The organism is Paenarthrobacter ureafaciens (genome assembly GCF_004028095.1).
GTDB lineage: Bacteria > Actinomycetota > Actinomycetes > Actinomycetales > Micrococcaceae > Arthrobacter > Arthrobacter ureafaciens.
Genome location: NZ_SBHM01000007.1, coordinates 1,467,114 through 1,490,244 on the forward strand (window position 1 = coordinate 1,467,114; position 23,131 = coordinate 1,490,244).

15 protein-coding genes and 3 rRNA genes are annotated in these 23,131 nt (G+C 61.9%); 14 read left to right on the plus strand and 4 right to left on the minus strand.

Going from position 1 to position 23,131, the window contains the following annotated elements; translation table 11 throughout:
• Window positions 1–19: 19 nt before the first annotated feature.
• Window positions 20–1,393 carry an MFS transporter gene (locus AUR_RS11140; protein ID WP_128397146.1) on the minus strand — a complete coding sequence of 458 codons (1,374 nt, stop codon included), beginning with the start codon at window positions 1,391–1,393 and terminating at the stop codon, window positions 20–22.
• 130 nt (window positions 1,394–1,523) lie between these two features.
• Between AUR_RS11140 and AUR_RS11145 the strand changes: the two genes are divergently transcribed.
• From AUR_RS11145 to rrf, 4 genes are all read left to right on the plus strand, one after another.
• Window positions 1,524–2,417, plus strand: coding sequence for a helix-turn-helix transcriptional regulator (locus AUR_RS11145; RefSeq protein WP_128397147.1), 894 nt, complete (start codon window positions 1,524–1,526; stop codon window positions 2,415–2,417).
• 405 nt (window positions 2,418–2,822) lie between these two features.
• Window positions 2,823–4,351 (plus strand): 16S ribosomal RNA (locus AUR_RS11150).
• A gap of 560 nt (window positions 4,352–4,911) precedes the next feature.
• Window positions 4,912–8,073, plus strand: a 23S ribosomal RNA gene (locus tag AUR_RS11155).
• Window positions 8,074–8,223: 150 nt separating this feature from the next.
• Window positions 8,224–8,340: ribosomal RNA gene (gene rrf, locus AUR_RS11160) — 5S ribosomal RNA — on the plus strand.
• Together the 16S, 23S and 5S rRNA genes form the textbook arrangement of a ribosomal RNA operon.
• 120 nt (window positions 8,341–8,460) lie before the next feature.
• Here rrf and AUR_RS11165 read toward each other — a convergent pair.
• The 3 genes from AUR_RS11165 to AUR_RS11175 are packed head-to-tail and all read right to left on the minus strand — an operon-like array spanning window position 8,461 to window position 11,108.
• A complete protein-coding gene (locus tag AUR_RS11165; protein ID WP_062094554.1) occupies window positions 8,461–9,294 on the minus strand; it encodes an alpha/beta fold hydrolase in 834 nt (277 codons plus the stop codon).
• A 58-nt stretch (window positions 9,295–9,352) separates the two neighbouring features.
• Window positions 9,353–10,207 (minus strand): alpha/beta fold hydrolase, encoded by an 855-nt coding sequence (locus tag AUR_RS11170; protein WP_062094555.1) that lies wholly within the window; start codon window positions 10,205–10,207, stop codon window positions 9,353–9,355.
• A 10-nt stretch (window positions 10,208–10,217) separates the two neighbouring features.
• The gene (locus AUR_RS11175; RefSeq protein WP_062094557.1) at window positions 10,218–11,108 is read right to left on the minus strand and encodes an alpha/beta fold hydrolase; all 891 of its coding nucleotides are present in this window, start codon (window positions 11,106–11,108) and stop codon (window positions 10,218–10,220) included.
• A 56-nt stretch (window positions 11,109–11,164) separates the two neighbouring features.
• Here AUR_RS11175 and lysS point away from each other — a divergent pair, with 56 nt between their 5' ends.
• The 10 genes from lysS (at window position 11,165) to dhaK (ending at window position 23,131) form a co-directional block, all read left to right on the plus strand.
• A complete protein-coding gene (lysS, locus tag AUR_RS11180) occupies window positions 11,165–12,694 on the plus strand; it encodes a lysine--tRNA ligase (protein ID WP_062094559.1) in 1,530 nt (509 codons plus the stop codon).
• Window positions 12,695–12,696: 2 nt separating this feature from the next.
• Window positions 12,697–12,870, plus strand: coding sequence for a hypothetical protein (locus AUR_RS20295; RefSeq protein WP_021471360.1), 174 nt, complete (start codon window positions 12,697–12,699; stop codon window positions 12,868–12,870).
• Window positions 12,871–12,997: 127 nt separating this feature from the next.
• Complete coding sequence (locus AUR_RS11185) at window positions 12,998–13,324, plus strand: histone-like nucleoid-structuring protein Lsr2 (protein WP_062094561.1); 327 nt, start codon at window positions 12,998–13,000, stop codon at window positions 13,322–13,324.
• A gap of 175 nt (window positions 13,325–13,499) precedes the next feature.
• The gene (locus tag AUR_RS11190; RefSeq protein WP_021471358.1) at window positions 13,500–15,992 is read left to right on the plus strand and encodes an ATP-dependent Clp protease ATP-binding subunit; all 2,493 of its coding nucleotides are present in this window, start codon (window positions 13,500–13,502) and stop codon (window positions 15,990–15,992) included.
• Between the two features lie 116 nt (window positions 15,993–16,108).
• Window positions 16,109–17,323 (plus strand): glycosyltransferase, encoded by a 1,215-nt coding sequence (locus AUR_RS11195; RefSeq protein WP_062094563.1) that lies wholly within the window; start codon window positions 16,109–16,111, stop codon window positions 17,321–17,323.
• A gap of 65 nt (window positions 17,324–17,388) precedes the next feature.
• Window positions 17,389–19,491: a S9 family peptidase gene (locus tag AUR_RS11200; protein ID WP_206616241.1), complete on the plus strand. Its 2,103-nt coding sequence runs from the start codon at window positions 17,389–17,391 to the stop codon at window positions 19,489–19,491.
• 252 nt (window positions 19,492–19,743) lie between these two features.
• Window positions 19,744–20,253 carry an amino-acid N-acetyltransferase gene (locus AUR_RS11205; RefSeq protein WP_021471355.1) on the plus strand — a complete coding sequence of 170 codons (510 nt, stop codon included), beginning with the start codon at window positions 19,744–19,746 and terminating at the stop codon, window positions 20,251–20,253.
• A gap of 206 nt (window positions 20,254–20,459) precedes the next feature.
• On the plus strand, window positions 20,460–21,848 hold the full coding sequence (locus tag AUR_RS11210; RefSeq protein ID WP_241650913.1) for an FAD-binding oxidoreductase: 1,389 nt from the start codon (window positions 20,460–20,462) through the stop codon (window positions 21,846–21,848).
• A gap of 9 nt (window positions 21,849–21,857) precedes the next feature.
• Window positions 21,858–22,043 carry a hypothetical protein gene (locus AUR_RS11215; RefSeq protein ID WP_021471353.1) on the plus strand — a complete coding sequence of 62 codons (186 nt, stop codon included), beginning with the start codon at window positions 21,858–21,860 and terminating at the stop codon, window positions 22,041–22,043.
• An 86-nt stretch (window positions 22,044–22,129) separates the two neighbouring features.
• A complete protein-coding gene (dhaK, locus tag AUR_RS11220) occupies window positions 22,130–23,131 on the plus strand; it encodes a dihydroxyacetone kinase subunit DhaK (protein ID WP_021471352.1) in 1,002 nt (333 codons plus the stop codon).

Here is a 23,131-nt window from a genome sequence, read left to right on the forward strand (position 1 = left end):
TTCCTTCTGGTTGGGTCTGTTAGGCGGTTGTGTGCCGCCGCCGCTGCAATGCCAGGGATGCCGTGACGAGGACGATGAGGACCACCGCGGTTGCGCCGAGGCTGGCGCGCAACCCGGTGATGAACCCGCCGCTGGCGAGTACCGCGCCGAAGATGGCCACGCCGAGGGAGCCGCCAACTTGCCGGGCGGTGTTGGCCAGTCCGCTGGCGGTGCCGGCCCGTTCGGCAGGGAAGTTGTCCATGACCTGGGAAATGATGGACGGGACGGTGAAGGACCCGCCGACCCCGACCGGGACCATGAGCGCTGCTACCAGCAGCACCGGAGCGTCCGCTGGCAGCAGGCACAGTCCGATCAGGCCTGCGGCCATGATCACTTGGCCGGCGGCGATCATGGCCACATGCCCGTACCTGGTCATGAGACGGCCAACCCAAGGGTTCAGGATGGCGACAAGGGCCGTCATCGGGAGGAACAGCAGCCCGGTTTCCAGGGCGGACGCCCCGCGTTCCTGCTGGAAGTAGAGGCTTTGAACGAACACGAGTCCGTAGAAACCGGCCATCGTGACCACCGCGATGATCAGTGCGGTGGACACGGCGCGGGGGCGGAACAGGTCCAGCGGAATCATCGGATGCTGCCCCCGGGTCTGCGCGATGACGAAAACGGCAAGGGACACGACGGCGAGGGCGAACATGAGAACAATGGCAGTACTTCCATACCCGGACTCGGCGCCTTCGATGATGCCATAGGTCACGGCTGCGAGCCCGACGACGGCACTGATCTGTCCGGCCCAGTCGAAGGGTGCCGGCCGGCGGGGCGATACTGCGACGCGCGAGAGGACTCCCAGGGCGACGGCTCCGACGGGCAGGTTGACGAAGAAGATCAGCCGCCAGTCGAGCTGCGTGAGTATCCCGCCCAGTACCGGACCTGCTGCAGCGGCCACGGAACCGCCCAGCCCCCAGTACACGATGGCGCGGCCGCGGGCTGCGGCGTCGTGGTGTGCTTCCCGGATCAGGGCCAGGGACGCCGGGGTGATCATCGCCCCGCCAATGCCCTGCAGAATGCGGGCTCCGACAAGTACCGGGAGCGAAGGGCTTGACGCGCAGGCAGCGGAAGCAACCACGAAGACGATCATGCCTATCCCGTAGGCGCGTCGCGCGCCGGCCCTGTCAGAGAATGTTCCGGCGAACAGTTGGAGGGCGGAAAACATCAGGGTGTAACCGGTCACGACCCATTGCAGACCTGACAGGCCCCCGCCGAGGTCGTTGCGAATCGCGGGCAGTGCGACGTTGACGATTTGGGCATCTAGGGCGACAACGAAGAACCCGAGCATCGCCACGGCCAGGGAGGCCCTGGGCCGGGCATCCACTGTCGGGCGGTTGTCGGTAGACACGGACATGGTGTCCTTTCGATGAGGGGGGACGGTCTGATTCAAGAAAACCAGCCCCCTCATTCGCGCGGGAGTGTCTGTTGTGCGGTGTACTGGCAGTTCCTGTTAGACCATCACGCCCCGCCGTAGCCTAGAAGCCATGGACACCACCAACGACGTCCGCGAGTTCCTTATGAGCCGCAGGTCCCGCATCACCCCGACCCAGGCAGGGCTGCCCGACTATGGAGGAACCCGAAGGGTTTCCGGGCTCAAACGCGAGGAAGTCGCCATGCTCACCGGCGTCAGTAGCGAGTACTACGCCCGGCTCGAACGCGGCAACCTCCGGGGAGTGTCGGACTCCGTTCTTGACTCCCTCGCCCGGGCACTACAGCTCGACGAGGCAGAACGCGCCCACCTGTTCGATCTGGCCAAGGCCGCCGCGCCAGACCGCGCGTCCGGACCACGGCGGGCACGGGCGGAGGTTCGCCCCAGCATCGAAAGAGTCCTCGCCGGAATGACCGGGACACCGGCTTACGTCCGGAACGCCCGCACCGACGTGCTCGCTGCCAACAACCTATGCTTCGCCCTCTACACCGGGATCCTCAGCCCCGGGATGCTTCCTGTGAACCTTGCACGGTTCATGTTCCTGGACCCGCGGTCCAAGGACTTCTTTGTGGACTGGGATACTCTCGCCGATGACTTTGCGTCGGCCATGCGCGCCGAATCCGGCAGGAACCCCCGCGACCGCGCGCTCAACAGCCTTATCGGCGACCTGGCTGCGGGCAGCACTGAATTCTCCACCCGGTGGGCGCGCCATAATGTCCGCTTTCACCGTACCGCCCGCAAGACCATGCGCAACCCCCTCGTCGGAGAGATTGAACTTACCGGAGACGCGCTGGAACTCCCTGGCGAAGGGCTGATACTGATCGCCTACTCAGCCGAGCCGGGCAGCCACGCCCAGGACCAACTCGACTTCCTCGCCAGTTGGTCTGCCGGCAACGGGAACATCGCTGCGCGCCATCCCGCAGAGCCAAATGGCCGCGACAGCCCGTAGTACCAGGGGGTGATTTCAGCCCTCGTTTGGCTGTTTGGGGGTGGATTTGCGTTGGGGGTTGGGGGCGTGTATTGTTTTCTGAGTCGCCGGGAGCGAAACGGAAAGCCGGAAGGTGTGTACGGTTCGGGCAGGCGGCCAAAAATAACTCTTCTTTTCCAATGGCCCTGGTTGGGTTGCGCTGCTGTGTGTGGTGTGGCTTCGGGGTGATGTTTTGGAGGGTCTGTTGTTTGAGAACTCAATAGTGTGCCAAGTTTGTTGATACCGATTGTTTTTTGATTGGTTGAATTTTTGCCGGGCCATTGCGCACCCCCGTGTGTGGTGGTTTGGTTTTCAGCTGGTTTCAGATTTGCAGCTGCTTCTTGCCGTGATTTCCGGTGGGGGTGGTTGTGTTTCGTTTTTTGTTTTTGAACGGAGAGTTTGATCCTGGCTCAGGATGAACGCTGGCGGCGTGCTTAACACATGCAAGTCGAACGATGATCCGGTGCTTGCGCCGGGGATTAGTGGCGAACGGGTGAGTAACACGTGAGTAACCTGCCCTTGACTCTGGGATAAGCCTGGGAAACTGGGTCTAATACCGGATATGACTCCTCATCGCATGGTGGGGGGTGGAAAGCTTTTTGTGGTTTTGGATGGACTCGCGGCCTATCAGCTTGTTGGTGGGGTAATGGCCTACCAAGGCGACGACGGGTAGCCGGCCTGAGAGGGTGACCGGCCACACTGGGACTGAGACACGGCCCAGACTCCTACGGGAGGCAGCAGTGGGGAATATTGCACAATGGGCGAAAGCCTGATGCAGCGACGCCGCGTGAGGGATGACGGCCTTCGGGTTGTAAACCTCTTTCAGTAGGGAAGAAGCCCTCTTTGGGGGTGACGGTACTTGCAGAAGAAGCGCCGGCTAACTACGTGCCAGCAGCCGCGGTAATACGTAGGGCGCAAGCGTTATCCGGAATTATTGGGCGTAAAGAGCTCGTAGGCGGTTTGTCGCGTCTGCTGTGAAAGACCGGGGCTCAACTCCGGTTCTGCAGTGGGTACGGGCAGACTAGAGTGCAGTAGGGGAGACTGGAATTCCTGGTGTAGCGGTGAAATGCGCAGATATCAGGAGGAACACCGATGGCGAAGGCAGGTCTCTGGGCTGTAACTGACGCTGAGGAGCGAAAGCATGGGGAGCGAACAGGATTAGATACCCTGGTAGTCCATGCCGTAAACGTTGGGCACTAGGTGTGGGGGACATTCCACGTTTTCCGCGCCGTAGCTAACGCATTAAGTGCCCCGCCTGGGGAGTACGGCCGCAAGGCTAAAACTCAAAGGAATTGACGGGGGCCCGCACAAGCGGCGGAGCATGCGGATTAATTCGATGCAACGCGAAGAACCTTACCAAGGCTTGACATGGACCGGAAAGACCTGGAAACAGGTGCCCCGCTTGCGGCCGGTTTACAGGTGGTGCATGGTTGTCGTCAGCTCGTGTCGTGAGATGTTGGGTTAAGTCCCGCAACGAGCGCAACCCTCGTTCTATGTTGCCAGCGGTTCGGCCGGGGACTCATAGGAGACTGCCGGGGTCAACTCGGAGGAAGGTGGGGACGACGTCAAATCATCATGCCCCTTATGTCTTGGGCTTCACGCATGCTACAATGGCCGGTACAAAGGGTTGCGATACTGTGAGGTGGAGCTAATCCCAAAAAGCCGGTCTCAGTTCGGATTGGGGTCTGCAACTCGACCCCATGAAGTCGGAGTCGCTAGTAATCGCAGATCAGCAACGCTGCGGTGAATACGTTCCCGGGCCTTGTACACACCGCCCGTCAAGTCACGAAAGTTGGTAACACCCGAAGCCGGTGGCCTAACCCTTGTGGGGGGAGCCGTCGAAGGTGGGACCGGCGATTGGGACTAAGTCGTAACAAGGTAGCCGTACCGGAAGGTGCGGCTGGATCACCTCCTTTCTAAGGAGCTGCTAACGGCGTCCGGGTCTGCCTGCATGGGCGGGTTCCGGGGTTGTCAGTGTTGCCCATTGCGCAGGCGTCTGTTCTGCGGTGGGTGCTCATGGGTGGAATATCAGCAAATCAAGTTTTTTGGCATGGCCTGTTGGTGGTGGTGTCCTGGCGTGAGTACGGCGGCCCTCTTTTCGCACTTTTGTGTGTGGGGGGGTTGTTGGGAAAGCGGTCCGGGGTGTTGGTTGCCGGGTTGTGTTTGGCGCACTGTTGGGTCCTGAGGCAACAGGGCCTTTTTGCAGCAATGCAGGGAATCCTTGGTGTTTCTTGTTGTTCCTGCGGCCGGCACCCCCTCGTGTTTGTGTGGGGTGGGTGTGGTTGACGGGGTTGTTGTTTGAGAACTACATAGTGGACGCGAGCATCTGGACACATGGTCCTGCACTCTTTTTGGGGGTGTGGGTTGTGTGTTCTAGCAATTTCTTTGATGAATGAACCTGGCCCTTTTGTGGTCGTGGTTCTCTCGAATTGATTGAGTGCATCAGCCGCAGCCTGTTTGGGTTGTGGTTTTGTGTGGTCAAGTTTTTAAGGGCGCACGGTGGATGCCTTGGCATTAGGAGCCGAAGAAGGACGTAGGAATCTGCGATAAGCCTGGGGGAGTTGATAACCGAGCGGTGATCCCAGGATGTCCGAATGGGGAAACCCCGCACAACGCTGCAAGGTGATTGTGTGACCCGTGCCTGAATTCATAGGGTGCGTGGGGGGAACGCGGGGAAGTGAAACATCTCAGTACCCGCAGGAAGAGAAAACAAGAGTGATTCCGTTAGTAGTGGCGAGCGAACGCGGATGAGGCTAAACCGTTCCATGTGTGATAGCCGGCGGGCGTTGCGTGGGCGGGGTTGTGGGACTTTCCGTGCTGGTTCTGCCGGACCGGTGGGGTGTGGGTGTGCGTATAGGTGAACGGTCTTGAAAGGCCGGCCAGAGAGGGTGTGAGTCCCGTAACCGTAATGTGTGGCACCGCCTTTGGAGAGGATCCCAAGTAGCACGGGGCCCGAGAAATCCCGTGTGAATCTGTCAGGACCACCTGATAAGCCTAAATACTTCCTAATGACCGATAGCGGACCAGTACCGTGAGGGAAAGGTGAAAAGTACCCCGGGAGGGGAGTGAAACAGTACCTGAAACCGTGTGCTTACAATCCGTCAGAGCATCTGCAGCCCTTCGGGGTTGTATGGGTGTGATGGCGTGCCTTTTGAAGAATGAGCCTGCGAGTTAGTGTTACGTCGCGAGGTTAACCCGTGTGGGGAAGCCGTAGCGAAAGCGAGTCTGAACAGGGCGTGTTCAGTGGCGTGATCTAGACCCGAAGCGGAGTGATCTACCCATGGCCAGGTTGAAGCGACGGTAAGACGTCGTGGAGGACCGAACCCACTTCAGTTGAAAATGGAGGGGATGAGCTGTGGGTAGGGGTGAAAGGCCAATCAAACTCCGTGATAGCTGGTTCTCCCCGAAATGCATTTAGGTGCAGCGTTGCGTGTTTCTTGCCGGAGGTAGAGCTACTGGATGGCCGATGGGCCCTACAAGGTTACTGACGTCAGCCAAACTCCGAATGCCGGTAAGTCAGAGCGCAGCAGTGAGACTGTGGGGGATAAGCTTCATAGTCGAGAGGGAAACAGCCCAGACCACCAACTAAGGCCCCTAAGCGTGTGCTAAGTGGGAAAGGATGTGGAGTTGCTTAGACAACCAGGAGGTTGGCTTAGAAGCAGCCATCCTTGAAAGAGTGCGTAATAGCTCACTGGTCAAGTGATTCCGCGCCGACAATGTAGCGGGGCTCAAGTACACCGCCGAAGTTGTGGCATTCACGCATTACCCTAGCCTTCGTGGTTCAGGGGTGTGGATGGGTAGGGGAGCGTCGTGTGGGCGGTGAAGTCGCGGTGTAAACCAGCGGTGGAGCCTACACGAGTGAGAATGCAGGCATGAGTAGCGAAAGACGGGTGAGAAACCCGTCCGCCGAATGATCAAGGGTTCCAGGGTCAAGCTAATCTGCCCTGGGTAAGTCGGGACCTAAGGCGAGGCCGACAGGCGTAGTCGATGGACAACGGGTTGATATTCCCGTACCGGCGAAAAACCGCCCATGTTGAACGGGGGATACTAACCACCGCCGGTCTTTCTTGTTGCGCCACTTGTGGTGTGATGGTTGGGCTGGTGCTGGGACCTGATCCCGGGAGGCAAGCGTATTAACAGGTGTGACGCAGGAAGGTAGCCGGGCCGGGCGATGGTAGCCCCGGTCCAAGGATGTAGGGTCAGGGATAGGCAAATCCGTTCCTGTGTGTTTCGAGCACGATCCTGAGATCTGATGGGACCCCCGCATGGGGGGATCCGGTGATCCTATGCTGCCTAGAAAAGCATCGACGCGAGGTTTTAGCCGCCCGTACCCCAAACCGACACAGGTGATCAGGTAGAGAATACCAAGGCGATCGAGAGAATTATGGTTAAGGAACTCGGCAAAATGCCCCCGTAACTTCGGGAGAAGGGGGGCCTGCCCCGTGATACAGACTTGCTTTGTGGAGCGGGTGTGGGCCGCAGAGACCAGGGGGAAGCGACTGTTTACTAAAAACACAGGTCCGTGCGAAGTCGCAAGACGATGTATACGGACTGACTCCTGCCCGGTGCTGGAAGGTTAAGAGGACCGGTTAGCCCCTTGCGGGCGAAGCTGGGAATTTAAGCCCCAGTAAACGGCGGTGGTAACTATAACCATCCTAAGGTAGCGAAATTCCTTGTCGGGTAAGTTCCGACCTGCACGAATGGAGTAACGACTTCCCCGCTGTCTCAACCATAAACTCGGCGAAATTGCAGTACGAGTAAAGATGCTCGTTACGCGCAGCAGGACGGAAAGACCCCGAGACCTTTACTATAGTTTGGTATTGGTGTTCGGAGTGGCTTGTGTAGGATAGGTGGGAGACGTTGAAACCCGGACGCCAGTTCGGGTGGAGTCATCGTTGAAATACCACTCTGGTCACTTTGGACATCTAACTTCGGCCCGTGATCCGGGTCAGGGACAGTGCCTGATGGGTAGTTTAACTGGGGCGGTTGCCTCCTAAAAAGTAACGGAGGCGCCCAAAGGTTCCCTCAGCCTGGTTGGCAATCAGGTGTCGAGTGTAAGTGCACAAGGGAGCTTGACTGTGAGAGAGACATCTCAAGCAGGGACGAAAGTCGGGACTAGTGATCCGGCGGTACATTGTGGAATGGCCGTCGCTCAACGGATAAAAGGTACCTCGGGGATAACAGGCTGATCTTGCCCAAGAGTCCATATCGACGGCATGGTTTGGCACCTCGATGTCGGCTCGTCGCATCCTGGGGCTGGAGTAGGTCCCAAGGGTTGGGCTGTTCGCCCATTAAAGCGGTACGCGAGCTGGGTTTAGAACGTCGTGAGACAGTTCGGTCCCTATCCGCTGCGCGCGCAGGAAATTTGAGAAGGGCTGTCCTTAGTACGAGAGGACCGGGACGGACGAACCTCTGGTGTGTCAGTTGTACTGCCAAGTGCACCGCTGATTAGCTACGTTCGGATGGGATAACCGCTGAAAGCATCTAAGCGGGAAGCTCGCTTCAAGATGAGATTTCCAAACACATTTATGTGTGAGAGGCCCCCAGCCAGACCACTGGGTTGATAGGCCGGATGTGGAAGCGAGGACTAAAGACTCGTGAAGCTGACCGGTACTAATAGGCCAACAACTTACACCACACACAACACACTGCACGCGTCCACTATGTGGTTCCCAACCAACAACCCGGGAACACCAACACAACAACACAACTAAACAGCAACCAAGCACCACAGTTGTAACCACACACACTTCCCACCCCCACACACAGGGGGGACGGGTAACAAGGTTACGGCGGTCATAGCGTGGGGGAAACGCCCGGTCCCATTCCGAACCCGGAAGCTAAGACCCACAGCGCCGATGGTACTGCACCCGGGAGGGTGTGGGAGAGTAGGACACCGCCGGACAACCATTAGGTCGAGACCCCCCAACCCACACGGGTCGGGGGGTCTCCCACATCAACCACCAAAACACCACGAAAGCCCCGCCAACAGACGGGGCTTTCAACGTTTAACCACCCAGACGGGCTACCCCGCGAAGAACTCCGACAACTCCGTGATCAGCTTGTCCGGAGCCCTGTTCGGACCGTCATGGCCGAACCCCGGGAGGATGGTGTAGCTGGAGCCGGACAGGACGTCGTGGATCTGGCCGCAGGCCACCCCGAAGTACGCCGGGCTCTTCTCGCCCACCACAATGAGCGTCTCCAGCGGTAACTCCAGGAACGGCTCCGCCGGCATGTCCGCCGCGATCACTGCTTTGATCTCGCGCACGCCACAGGTCATCAACTCCCGCATCTGCTTACCCAGTGGAGTGCCGGCCGTCAGCTTGGTGGCCAGTGTCAGCATGGACAACGGCATGCGCGAGAAGGCGCCGCCGGTCTCAACTCCCTTGATCAATACGGCAAGGCCGCGGTCATAGTCGCCGGCCGCCGTCGCGCGTTCATACTCCGGTGTCCAGTCCGCCTTGACGCTGTGGTTGACGGAAACTGCGGGGTCGTAGACGGCCAATCGCTCCACGGGTAAGGTCCGAGCGGCGTGCAACGCCACTGCGCCGCCGAAGGAGTGGCCGAACACATCGGTGCTGGAGGTGTGCTTCATGACGGCATCCAAGTCCCGGATGTCGGCCTCGAGGGTGTAATCCTCCGGCTGCGGAGACGAGTCGCCGCGCCCCCGGCGGTTGAACGTATGAACGGGACGCCCAAGGGATTCGCTCAGCTTCTGCGCGAACCGGGTGTAGTCCGAGGCCGTCACCATGGAGGCGGGCACGACGACGACGCCGGACCCTTTCGCTGCCAGGTCACCGCCCGTGGTGAAGAGTTCGAGGTGTCCGCCGTCAGGTGTGGTGATAATCTCGCGCGTCATGAACCGAGCCTAGCTGAGGCACCTGAACACGAACACTGTGTCCACCGACCGCTGAAACCTACTTCTTGAAGTACTCGGAGATATCGCTGACCAGTTCCTTGACGGCCGCGGGGACCGAACCATGGAAGCCTTTGGGCGAGACCTCAAGCGTGCTGCCCGGGACCGCCCTGTTGAGCCGGGACGCAGCCACCTTGTAGAACTGCGGACTCTTTTTGCCCACCATGAAGTGCGTCGTGGGCGGGAGTACGGAGAAGTCCCGGGGCGTGGCGTCGGCTTCGAAGGCAGCCTTGAGTTCTCCTACTCCCGAGGGCAGGAGATCAAGGAACAGTTTGTTGACCTTGGTCCTGGAGACCACTGCCATGAGTCCTGCGAGGATGGGCTCGGGCACGCGGGAAAGCGCGGTTCCGGGATTCATTCCCCGCTTCATGCGGGCCATGGCGCGGCTGACGTCGCCTTTATTCACGGCATCCGCAAAGCCGTCCAGCCAGTCCGTGTCCATGCTTCCGTCGATGTTCACGGCGGCGTCATAGACCGCGAGCTTGGCCGGCTCATTGCGCGTACCGGCAAAGGCTTGTGCAGCGTTGAGGGCGACCGCCCCGCCAAGGCTGTGGCCAAGGATGTTCCGGGCGTCGGTGGCGTCCATGATGGTCCGGACGTCGGCGATCTCCGTGGCCATGGAGTAATTGTGCGGCTGGTCTGTGGATTTGCCCCGGCCGCGGCGGTCATAGACGTCCACGGCCCAGCCCTCGCCGAGTCCCTTCGCCAAGGCCACGGAGAACGGGCGGTAAATCAAAGCTGTCAGGAACGCCCCGCCGATCAGGATCACGCGCCGATCCCCGGGCGCGTCCACCGTCCCGTAGCTGTATAAGGCGAGTTTGCCGCCGTCGTGCGTTCTGACTTCCTGTTCCCTCACCCGGATTATCCTAGGCGCCTACGGGTGCGGGGACGTGACCTCCGGAGAGGAACCGTGCCACCCGTGAGGCCAGCCGCCGGCCCGGACGCAGCGGACCTTCGTGGAATTGCAGGGGGACGATTGCGAAGTCGATAGCGGGAACGGCGTTGGCGAGGGTTCTCCCGGTTTCGGCGAAGTAGGAGGGACTCCACCCTCCACTCAACATGAGTGTCGGTGTGTGCAGCGACCGGAAATCGTCGAGTGAAACGTCCGCTGCCAGGACCGCGCGCATCTCGGTCACCGCGGTGGGCAGAAGCGAGCGCATCTCGAACCCCAGCCGGGTCTGGGCGGAGATGATACTGAGTGTTCGCAATGCGCCCATGGGCAGGTAGGAAATGGGTCCTGCGGTGCCCAGGCCCTGGACCAGATGGGCCCAGGCTTGGTCCAGCCGCCCTGCCGTGACGGCTTCTTCCAGCTCCGGGCGCCACCGGCCGTGGAGGTTGCCGGACAGGGACACCGCGGCGTCGTAGGTCACCAAGCGGTTTATCTTCGACTTCAGCACCGCGTTCAGGGCAACGAAGCCGCCATAACTGTGAGCCACCACGTCAGTGGAACCGCTCTTGTCCATCACTGCACCGAGATCGGCTACCTCAGTCTCCACTGAGTAGTCCGGTGGCTGGGGCGCGGACCTCCCGCGGCCGCGACGGTTGTAGCAGTGAACGGGGCGGCCCAGCATGCGGCTCAGGTTCCGCGCGAACGGCCAGTACAGGGAGTCGGTCACCAGGGTGCCATGGATCATGACGACGCCGGACGGTTCAGCGGGTGCCTGCGAGCCCGGAATGGCGGCATTCGACAGGGGTCGGAAGGTGTGCACCTCAAGCTGCCCACCGCCGTCGTTCGTTTCAACAGTCCACGTCTCCACAGCCCGAGTCTATGTCCGGAAGTAGTGGCCCGTAATCAGCGGTAAACTTAAGGACTGTGACTTCCGCAAACACCCCCGCCCTGAACACCTCCGCAGAGCCTGCCGATGCCAGCGAACAGATGCGCATCCGTATGGAGAAGCGCGCCAAGCTGATTGAGCGTGGTTCGGAGGCCTACCCCGTGGGCGTTGAGCGGACTCATTCCCTTGCTGAAATCCGTGAAAAGTACGCCCACCTCGAGGCGGACGACACCACCGGCGACGTCGTCGGTGTGACCGGACGCGTCGTGTTCATCCGCAACACCGGCAAGCTGTGCTTCGCCACCCTCCAGGAAGGCGGCGTGGACGGCAAGGCCGTGCGCCTGCAGGCGATGCTGAGCCTGGCGAACGTCGGCGAGGAAGCCCTGGCCGAGTGGAAGGCCCTGGTTGACCTGGGCGACCACGTGTTCATCAAGGGCGAAGTGATCTCTTCCCGCCGTGGCGAACTGTCCGTCATGGCCGAGTCCTGGTCCATGGCGTCCAAGGCCCTCCGGCCCCTCCCGGTGCTCCACGCGGAACTCAACGAGGAGACCCGGGTCCGTCAGCGCTACGTGGACCTGATGGTCCGCGACGAAGCCCGTGAAATGGTTTACACGCGTGCGGCAATTACCCGTTCCATCAGGGACACCCTGGACCGCCGCGGTTATGTGGAAGTCGAAACCCCCATGCTGCAATTGGTGCATGGCGGCGCAACGGCCCGCCCCTTCGAAACCCACATGAATGCCTTTGACCAGAAGATGACGCTGCGCATTGCCACCGAGCTCTTCCTGAAGCGCGCTGTGGTGGGCGGTATTGACCGCGTTTATGACATGGGCAGGGTTTTCCGCAACGAAGGCGTGGATTCGACGCACAGCCCGGAATTCACCACCCTGGAATGCTACGAAGCCTGGGCGGACCAATTCGTCATGGCCGAGCGCATGAAGGAAATCATCCTGAATGTGGCTGACGTCGTGGGGACGCGCACCATTCAGACGGAAGCCGGCGAGATCAACCTCGACGGCGAATGGTCCTGGCTTGCGGTGTACCCGGGGCTTTCCGAAGCAGTGGGTGTCGAAATTACCCCGGACACCACGGTGGAGGAATTGCGGGACATTGCTGCCAAGCACGACGTCAAGGTGGACCCCAAGTGGGATGCCGAGAAGCTCGCGGTGGAATTGTTCGGGGAAATCGTCGAACCGACCCTGTTGAACCCGACGTTCGTTTATGATTACCCGCCGTCGGCGCAGCCCCTTGCCCGTCCGCACCGTGAGGACGGCCGGTTGATCGAAGCCTGGGACCTCATTATCGGCGGCATGGAGCGCGGCACAGCGTTCTCCGAGCTGATTGACCCGGTGATCCAGCGCGAGCGGCTCATGGAGCAGTCCCGGCGTTCGGCGGCCGGCGACGACGAAGCCATGCAGTTGGATGAGGACTTCCTCCGCGCCCTGGAATACGGCGCTCCGCCGATGGGCGGCATTGGCCTGGGCATCGACCGCCTTGTGATGATGTTTACCGGCGTGGGCATCCGCGAGACCATCCTGTTCCCGTTGCTGAAGCCTGAGGGGCACTGATCATGGAGTACATTGCCGTCCTGGCGCCCTCTGTTGTAGTTGGTTTGATCTTCTGGTTTGCCATGAAGTCCATATTCAATGCGGACAAATCCGAGCGTGAGGCTGAAGCCCGGGCGCAGGCGGAAGCAAATCTGCGTAATTCGGGTCCTGATGCCGAAGGCAACGCGGCTAAATAGCCTCTGAATTGGCCGGCATTGGGGTTTTATCCACATATGCCTTTGACGCGCATGCTCGCTGTGAACGATAATCAGAAATACAACATGGGGATTTCTGATTATCAACCCTCCAAAAGAGAGGCTACTCATGGCACAAAAAGTAAAAATCATCCTGGTCGATGACTTGGATGAAGGGGCAGCTGATGAAACTGTCCGTTTTGGCCTGGATGGCGTGAGCTACGAGATGGATTTGTCCTCGGCCAACGCTGCTTCCCTGCGTCAAGCCTTGGAGCCTTACGTCGCCAAAGCCCGGAAGACCTCTTCCGGACGCGCAACGAGGGGCCGCACAGCTACCACCCGCAACCAGGATTCCGCGCAGATCCGCCAGTGGGCCCGTGACAACGGTTACACGGTAAACAGCCGTGGACGTATTCAAGCTGAAATTCAGGAAGCGTACCAGAAGGCGAATTCCTGATTCGTCGCCTCAAAGCCCCGGCCGAGTGCCGGGGCTTTGGTCTTTAACGCGGACGTTCAAGAACCCGCTTCCCGGGCGGGAGCGGGGGGCCATGTTTCCCCTGTGGCGAACACGCTCCAAAAGTCCCGCTTCGGCACGTAGCATCAAAGTACGTCGTAGCTAGGAGTGTGGCGAAATGTTTGAGAGATTTACGGACCGTGCCCGTCGCGTGGTTGTCCTTGCCCAAGAAGAGGCACGGATGCTCAATCACAACTACATCGGTACTGAACACATCCTCTTGGGTTTGATCCATGAGGGTGAAGGTGTTGCCGCCAAGGCGCTTGAGTCCTTGAGCATTTCGCTCGACGGCGTCCGGGAACAGGTGCAGGAGATCATCGGCCAGGGCCAGCAGGCTCCGTCCGGTCACATCCCCTTCACCCCGCGTGCAAAGAAGGTGCTGGAGCTTTCCCTTCGCGAGGCCCTTCAGCTCGGACACAACTACATCGGCACGGAGCACATCCTCCTCGGCCTCATCCGTGAGGGCGAGGGCGTGGCAGCCCAGGTGCTGGTGAAGCTCGGCGCGGACCTCAACCGCGTGCGCCAGCAGGTTATCCAGCTGCTCTCCGGCTACCAGGGCAAGGAAACCGCCGGTGCGGGATCCGGCCAGGGCCAGCAGGAAGGCACCCCTGCCGGTTCCGTGGTCCTGGACCAGTTCGGCCGCAACCTGACGCAGGCTGCCCGCGAAAACAAGCTCGATCCCGTGATCGGCCGCGAGCAGGAGATGGAACGAGTCATGCAGGTCCTCTCCCGCCGCACCAAGAACAACCCGGTCCTGATCGGTGAGCCCGGCGTCGGCAAGACCGCCGTCGTCGAGGGCCTTGCCCAGGCGATCGTCCGCGGGGACGTTCCGGAGACCATCAAGGACAAGCAGCTCTACACGCTGGACCTTGGCTCCCTGGTTGCAGGTTCCCGCTACCGTGGTGACTTCGAAGAGCGCCTGAAGAAGGTCCTCAAGGAAATCCGCACCCGTGGGGACATCATCCTGTTCATCGATGAGATCCACACCCTGGTTGGTGCGGGTGCTGCAGAGGGCGCCATTGACGCCGCGTCCATCCTCAAGCCGATGCTGGCCCGTGGCGAACTCCAGACCATTGGTGCCACCACGCTTGACGAATACCGCAAGCACATCGAGAAGGATGCTGCGCTGGAGCGCCGCTTCCAGCCCATCCAGGTCAAGGAACCTTCGGTTGCGCACGCGATCGAGATCCTGAAGGGCCTGCGGGACCGTTACGAGGCACACCACCGCGTGACGATTACCGACGGCGCCCTCGCCTCCGCAGCGCAGCTGGCCGAACGCTACATCTCGGACCGCTTCCTGCCGGACAAGGCGATCGACCTCATCGACGAAGCCGGCGCCCGCCTGCGCATCCGCCGCATGACCGCTCCGCCGGAGCTCAAGGCCATGGACGAGCGCATCGCCGACGTGAAGCTGGAGAAGGAATCGGCTATTGACGCCCAGGACTTCGAAGGTGCCGCTTCGCTGCGCGACAAGGAGCAGAAGCTCATTGCCGAGCGCGCAGAGAAGGAGCGCAACTGGAAGTCCGGCGGCATGGACGACATCTCCGAGGTTGACGAGGACCTGATCGCAGAAGTCCTCGCGAACTCCACGGGCATCCCGGTCTTCAAGCTCACCGAGGAAGAGTCCTCGCGCCTGCTGAAGATGGAAGACGAGCTGCACAAGCGGGTCGTCGGCCAGGACGAGGCCATCAAGGCCCTGTCGCAGGCCATCCGCCGTACCCGTGCAGGCCTGAAGGACCCCAAGCGTCCGGGTGGTTCGTTCATCTTCGCCGGCCCCACCGGCGTCGGAAAGACCGAACTCGCCAAGGCACTTGCGGAGTTCCTGTTCGGTGAAGAGGACGCCCTCATCACGCTGGACATGTCCGAGTACTCCGAGAAGCACACGGTTTCGCGCCTCTTCGGTGCCCCTCCGGGCTACGTCGGGTACGAAGAAGGCGGCCAGCTGACCGAGAAGGTCCGTCGTCGTCCGTTCTCCGTGGTGCTGTTTGACGAGGTTGAGAAGGCGCACGCCGATCTCTTCAACTCGCTCCTGCAGATCCTCGAAGACGGCCGCCTGACCGACTCCCAGGGCCGCGTGGTGGACTTCAAGAACACCGTGATCATCATGACCACCAACCTGGGTACCCGCGATATCTCCAAGAGCGTCGCAACGGGCTTCCAGTCCGGCACGGACACCCAGACCGGCTACAACCGGATGCGTGCCCGGGTCACGGAAGAGCTGAAGCAGCACTTCCGTCCCGAGTTCCTCAACCGTGTTGACGATGTCGTGGTGTTCCCGCAGCTGACGCAGGACGAGATCATCGAGATCGTGGACCTGTTCGTCACCCGCCTGGAGCGCCGCCTCAAGGACAAGGACATGGGCATCGAGCTCACCAAGGCCGCCAAGGTCCTGCTCGCCACCCGTGGTTACGACCCCGCAATGGGTGCCCGGCCGCTGCGCCGCACCATCCAGCGCGAGATCGAGGACCAGCTGTCCGAGAAGATCCTGTTCGGCGACATCCACACCGGCGACATCGTTGTGGTGGACGTCGAGGGTGAAGGTGACGACGCCAAGTTCACGTTCGAAGGCAACGCCAAGCCGCGGATCCCGGAGATCGCTCCGTCCGCGTAAAGGTGGAAGCGCCATAAAGCAGAGTGCCCCGCACATTCTCCTAGGAGTGTGCGGGGCACTTGCTTGTTTGGGATCCGGAATTGAACGGGCCCGGGTAACAGGCAGCAGGAGGGTTGATGCGGGTATTGATGGTGGCCCCGGGAACGCGGGGAGATGTGGCTCCCATGGCAGGACTGGGCAGCAAGCTGCAGGAGCACGGGTTTGAGGTTGCCGTGGCCGGCAATCCTGCCTACGAATCGGTGGTGGTGTCGGCCGGATGCGAGTACAGGGAACTCCCTGGCAGCCTGACCCGGATTATCCAACGCGGTGCGGCGGGAGCGGAGCCGGCCGTCAGCGGGATGCTTGAGTCCTGGCGTGGGTTGCGCACCTACATGGACCAGGCGGCCACGGGGACTTTGGCTGCGGCGGAACGTGGAGCGGACCTCATCATGGCCAACTCCGTGGCTCCCTACGCTTATGACGTCGGCGAAGCGCTGGGCATCCCGGTCATCGGTGCCCACCTGCAGCCCGTTGAGCCAAGTGCTGCGTATCCGCCGGTGATGTTGGGCTCCGCACGTAACCTCGGACGGCTGGGCAACAGGCTGATTGGTGAACGGGTGGCTTCCGGGCCCGCGCCGTACGACGCCCCGAGCGCACGCATACGCCGGGAGTTGGGGCTTCCAAAACTGTCGCGCCAGACGGCTGACCGACGTCGGCGGCGCACCAAGGCGACCATCCTCCATGGCATCAGCCCCACAGTCCTGCCGCGCCCGGCGGATTGGCACGACGGCCTGACGATGGGCGGCTACTGGTGGCCGCCGGCAAGGCCGGAGTGGAAGCCGGACTCCTCATTGGTGGATTTCCTGGCCGCCGGACCGCCTCCTGTCTACGTGGGATTTGGCAGCGGCGCGCAGCTGGACGCAGACCTGGCGCTGGAAGCCGTCAGGCTCGCCGGAGAGCGCGCCGTCTTGCAGGGCGGGGGCGTGCAGGAGCCTGATGCCATCAGCATCGAGGATGTGCCCCATGAGTGGCTCTTTCCCCGGATGGCGGCCGTTGTGCACCACGCCGGATCAGGTACGACGGCGGCTGGCCTCCTCGCCGGGGTCCCCACCGTCTGCGTGCCGGTCTTCACGGACCAGCCCTTGTGGGCCTCCCGGGTGGCCGCCCTTGGTGCAGGCCCTGGACCCATCCCTTTCAAGCGACTGACAGCGGCGCGCCTCGCAGCGGCAATCAAAGCCGCGGTCAGCACGTCATCGTACGCTGACCGGGCGCGGGTCCTGGCCGCCAGCATCGTCGCGGAAGACGGCGTGGCGCCGGTGCTGGATGCACTCCGGAGAGTCCAAAGTATGTGAAAGCACTGTTTCACTCTTAGTGAACTACCCTGTGATGCGCGGCACATTCCCTGTTGAATCAGAGTATGGACTCGACTGACTCTGACAACCCGGGCACGCAACCGGAGACGCCTTTCCACGATCTGGAGCACTATCTTTCAGTTCCCCGCGTGGGCGGACTCACCATCAGCCCCGACGGCAGGCGGCTGGTCACCACCGTTGCCACCCTCAATGGCAAGGGAACCGAATACGTCACGGCTCTGTGGGAGCTGGACCCTGCCGGGGAGAAGCAGGCCAGGCGCATCACCAGGAGTGCCAAGGGAGAGGCGGGCGCCGCCTTCGCAGCCAACGGCGACCTCTACTTCACGTCCGCACGCCCCGACCCGGAGACCCCCGATGAGGACCCTGTCAGCGCCCTGTGGTTGCTGCCGGCGGACGGGGGAGAGGCCCGGGTGGTGCACTCGCGGGCAGGCGGAGTCAATGCAGTCCTCGCCGCCAAGGACGCCGATGCGACGTTCGTTGTGGGGGAGGTCCTGGCCGGTTCCACCGACGAAGAGAATGACAAGGAGCGGCGGAAAGCCCGCAAGGACAACAAAGTTTCGGCGATCCTGCACAGCGGCTACCCCGTCCGATACTGGGACGCGGACCTGGGCCCGTCGCAACCGCGCATCTTCGCTGTGGAACCCGGCGAACAGAACGAGCCCGGAAAGCCTTCCACCGTGGACGCCCAACCGCCGGTCGAACTGCGGAACCTGACCCCCGGCGTCGGAGGTTCGCTCCGGGAAGCACAAACCGTGGTGAGCCCCGATGGGAAGACCATCTACACGAGCCTCACGAAGGCGCTCGCCAAGGCCGACAGCCGCGAGGTGCTCGCCGCCGTCGAAGTCGCCACCGGAGCCGTGAAGGTACTGCTGGACCGCGAAGGCATGAGCTACTTCCCCGGGCCGGTCAGCCCGGACAACCGCACCCTGGTTGTGCAGAGCGAAAGCGACACCACGCCCACCCAGGCCCCGCAGGTCAAACTGCACCTGCTGGACGTTTCAGGCGGCGAAACCACGGAGCTGATCCCGTTTGCCCACGACTGGGACCGCTGGGCGCACCCGGTCGCCTGGCTTCCGGACGGCAGCGCGGTCCTGGTGACAGCGGACGACGACGGCGCGTCGCCGGTTTTCCGAATCAACGTCGCTGACGGTGCGGTGACGCGCCTGACGAAGGACGCAGCGGCCTACACGGACGTAGTGGCCTCGCCGGACGGGGTGAGCGTCTTTGCGCTCCGGAGTTCCTATGACTTCCCGGCCGAAGCAGTCCGGATCGATGGTGCCACCGGCGATGTGGTCCGCCTGCCTGCCCCGGCGGAACGTCCCGTGCATCCCGGCCGCCTGGAGCTGGTGGCAACAACCACTGCCGACGGTTCGCGGGTGCCGGCGTTTCTTGCGTTGCCGGATCACGCCTCCGGTGATCAGCCCGTACCCCTTCTCCTCTGGATCCACGGCGGTCCGCTCAATTCCTGGAACGCCTGGACATGGCGCTGGAACCCGTGGCTGATGGTGGCCAAGGGGTACGCCGTGCTGCTTCCCGACCCGGCATTGTCCACCGGCTACGGGCAGGACTTCATCCAGCGCGGATGGGGTGAATGGGGCAAACGGCCGTTCGAGGACCTGATGGCCATCACCGATGCCGTGGTGGCACGGCCGGACATCGATGAAACGCGGACCGCGGCCATGGGTGGCTCGTTCGGTGGATACATGGCGAACTGGGTAGCGGGGAAAACGGATCGGTTCAAAGCGATCGTTACCCACGCAAGCCTCTGGGCACTGGACCAATTCGGCCCTACCACCGACGCTGCCCAGTACTGGCTCAAGGAAATGACGGCGGAGATGGCGATGGAGAATTCGCCGCACCTCAACGTGGGAAACATCAAGACGCCCATGTTGGTGATCCACGGGGACAAGGATTACAGGGTGCCGATCGGGGAAGGGCTGCGGCTTTGGTACGAGCTGCTCTCCTCCTCGCAGCTTCCGGCCGACGGGAATGGCCATAGCCCGCACCGCTTCCTGTACTTCCCGGACGAGAACCACTGGGTACTCCAACCCCGGCATACGAAGATCTGGTACGAGGTGGTTGAGCACTTCCTGGCCAAGCAGGTGCTGGGCTTCGACGTGGAGCTGCCGGAGGAGCTCGGGCTGTAAGGAGCTGCCGGCACTCAGCCCTGCGACATGCGGCGTATGCCGGCAGCGTAGGCGTCCAGGACCTCAAGGATGCCGGGGTGCTGCCTCATGAGTAGGCTGATTAACCAACACTTACGGCCCTAAGTGTTGGTTAATCAGGGTCTAACCAACACTTAGCCGCATAAGTGTTGGTTGGGTCGTGCCTAAGTTACGGATGACAGCCGATGACGGGCGGCGGAAACAAGCACCTGTGCGGCTGGCTAGGATGGTGGAGTGGATTCCGCCTTCAGCATTCGCCCTGCCCGCACCAGCGACGTCGCGGCGATCAAGGGGCTCGTGGCTCCATTGGCCGAGGAGAGGATCCTGATCTCCAAGGAAACCGTGGCGTATTACGAAAGCCTCCAGGAGTTCCAGATCGCCGAGTCGGACGATGGCGAAGTTATTGGTTGCGGCGCCCTGCACGTCATGTGGGAAGACCTCGCCGAAATCCGCACTCTCGCGGCCGCCGACTCCTGGCGGGGCAAAGGCGTGGGCCACGTCCTGGTGGAAAGCCTCGTGGAAAAGGCGCGGACCCTCGGCGTCAGCCGCGTATTCTGCCTGACGTTCGAGGTGGACTTCTTCGTCCGCCATGGATTCGAAGTCATGGCCGACCAGTCCGCCGTGGATCCCGAGGTGTATTCGGAACTGCTGCGCTCGCATGACGAAGGCGTGGCGGAGTTCCTTGATCTTGCCCGGGTAAAACCAAATACCTTGGGCAACACCCGTATGATCAAGCACCTCTAGCCCCACCTCCAACAATTCCCGGACAGGCGCCGAAATTATGGGTGATTTAAAGTATCTTCTCTTATCTAAATTTGATGGATAAACTGATTCAGGCTTGCTGGGGAGCTTCCGCCACATCGGTTCATCGAGAGAAGATCATGCAGTCCCACGCGTCCTTTCTAGGCATTTCAAGCGTTTCAGAACTCAAACTCAGCGTGCGCGGTCCAGTGTTCACGCCTACCGATCCAGGGTTCGCTGAAGAAGTAGCGGCCTTCAACCTTTCAACACAGCACCAGCCGGATGTTGCGTTCGGCGCCCTCGACGCCGAGGACGTCGCAACCGCGGTGAAATGGGCAGCGGAGCAGGGCATGCCCGTTGCCGTCCAGTCCACCGGCCACGGTGCCTCCAATGCAATTCAGGGCGGCTTGCTGATCAGCACCCGCCGGATGTTGGAACTGAGCATAGATCCCGTCGAAAGGACCGCCCGCGTTGGTGCGGGCGTCCGATGGAAGGCGGTGGTTGACCACGCTGCAACCTTCGGCCTGATGGGTCTGTGCGGTTCCACCACGGACGTGGGCGTGGTGGGCTACACGCTTGGCGGCGGCCTGCCGATCATGGGCCGCAAGTACGGCTTCGCTTCCGACCACGTCATCGCCTTCGAACTCGTCACGGCCGACGGCACCCAACGACGCGTGTCCAAGGACGAGAACCCGGAACTGTTCTTCCTCCTCAGGGGAGGAAAGGGCAACTTGGGGATCGTCACGGCAATCGAGTTCCACCTGTTTCCCAGCGAAGACATCTTTGCCGGCGGCGTCTATTTTGACGGCCAGCATGCGGCAACAGTCCTCGATCAGTTCAGCCGGTGGGTGGACACCCTTCCAACGGAAGCATCGGCGTCGTTGGCTTTCCTGCGGCTGCCGGACATGGACATCATCCCGGAACCACTCCGCGGGAAGTTCGTGGTGCACCTCCGTTATGCGTACCAAGGTGATGCCGCAGTGGCCACCCAACTTCTGGAGCCCATGCGCCAGTGCGCCCCCTTCATGATGGATGCCACGGGTCCGCTTGAGTCCACGCAGTTCGATTCAATCCACCAGGACCCGGACCAACCGGTTCCGGCCCGTGAGCGGGGTTTCCTGCTGGACCGGCTGGATCACCAGGCCAAGGAGGCCATCCTGCGGCACTTCGGTCCCGGCGTCGAAAGTCCCGTTCTCATGGCGGAGCTTCGCCTCCTCGGCGGTGCCCTGGCGGTTTCGGCCGACGGTGAGGACAGCGTCAGCGGCCGCGACGCGGCATTCAGTTTCTTCATGGCAGGGATAGCCGTCCCGCCCTTGGCGGAGCTGCTTCCGCAGGTGTACGACGCCGTCCAGGAGGATCTGCGCGAGGCCTCCAGCGGTTCGACTTTCGTGAACCTGCACGGGCACTTTGTTGATGCCGAGGACCGCGACCGGGCTTGGGCTCCACGCATCCGGGAGCGCCTGAAGAGGGCCAAAGCGGAAGTCGACCCGAACAACATGTTCAGCTTCGGACATGTCGTAGGGCTGCCGGTCATCGATCAGACCGTACTGCTCGAGGACGTTGTCACGACCGGCGGCGACGCCGTGCCGGGCAACTAGGAACACGCCGTGCAAGACCGAGTAACGTTCCCGGACTTCTCCGCGTTCCAGATTGAGATCCCTTACGGTTCCTGGCTCCACGAGTCGGGATGGTCCGGAGGGCACCCGTCCCACGAGATCTCCTCCGACTTCTGGCCCGACGTGCAGGCCAGCCATGATCGGGAGCCCTCCGACGTTGCCAAACAAGGCGGCTAAGAGGACCCCTTGGAGGCCTACCATGGCCGCGGCTGCCGGTAGTAGGGTCAGAGCACCAGACCACTGCAGGCTCAGGAGCATCGACCATGAAAAAGCTCATCAATGATCCACGTGCGGTGGTGGACGAATCCGTCGAGGGTTTCGGTATGGCGCATGCCGACCTCGTGGACGTCCACCCCGACCCCAAATTCGTCGTCCGCAAGGGTGCGCCGGTGAAGGGAAAGGTCGCCTTGGTATCGGGCGGGGGCAGCGGCCACGAACCGCTGCATGCAGGCTTCGTTGGACTCGGCATGTTGGACGCCGCAGTGCCGGGAGCCGTGTTCACCTCACCCACACCCGACCAGATCATCCCGGCGACCACCGCGGTGGACTCCGGTGCCGGCGTCGTACACATCGTGAAGAACTACACCGGTGACGTCCTGAACTTCGAGACCGCAGCGGAAATGGCCCAGGCCGAAGGCGTGGCCGTCCGCTCGGTGCTCGTGAACGACGACGTTGCCGTGGAGGACTCGCTGTACACGGCCGGGCGGCGCGGCGTCGGCGGGACGGTCCTCGTGGAGAAGATCGCGGGGGCCGCCGCCGAACGGGGCGACGACCTTGATGCCGTAGCCGCCATCGCCGAGCGCGTGGTGGCGAACGTCCGGACCATGGGCGTGGCACTCTCCGGTTGCACGGTCCCGCACGCGGGCACGCCGAGCTTCGAACTCGCTGATGACGAGATTGAGATCGGAATCGGCATCCACGGCGAACCAGGCCGGCACAAGATTGCCATGGAACCCGCGGATGCCATCACCGACCGGCTGCTGGAACCTGTGCTGGAGGATCTTTCCATCGCCTCCGGGGACAAGGTCCTGCTGTTCGTCAACGGCATGGGCGGCACGCCCCTGAGTGAGCTGTACATCGTCTACCGCCGGGCGGCGCAGGTGCTCGCCGAACGGGGTGCCACTGTGGAGCGTTCGCTGGTTGGCAATTACGTGACCTCCCTGGAGATGCAGGGATGCTCCGTGTCGGTGCTTCGCCTGGACGATGAACTGACCACCCTTTGGGACGCTCCCGTCCATACTGCGGCCCTCCGTTGGGGAGTGTGA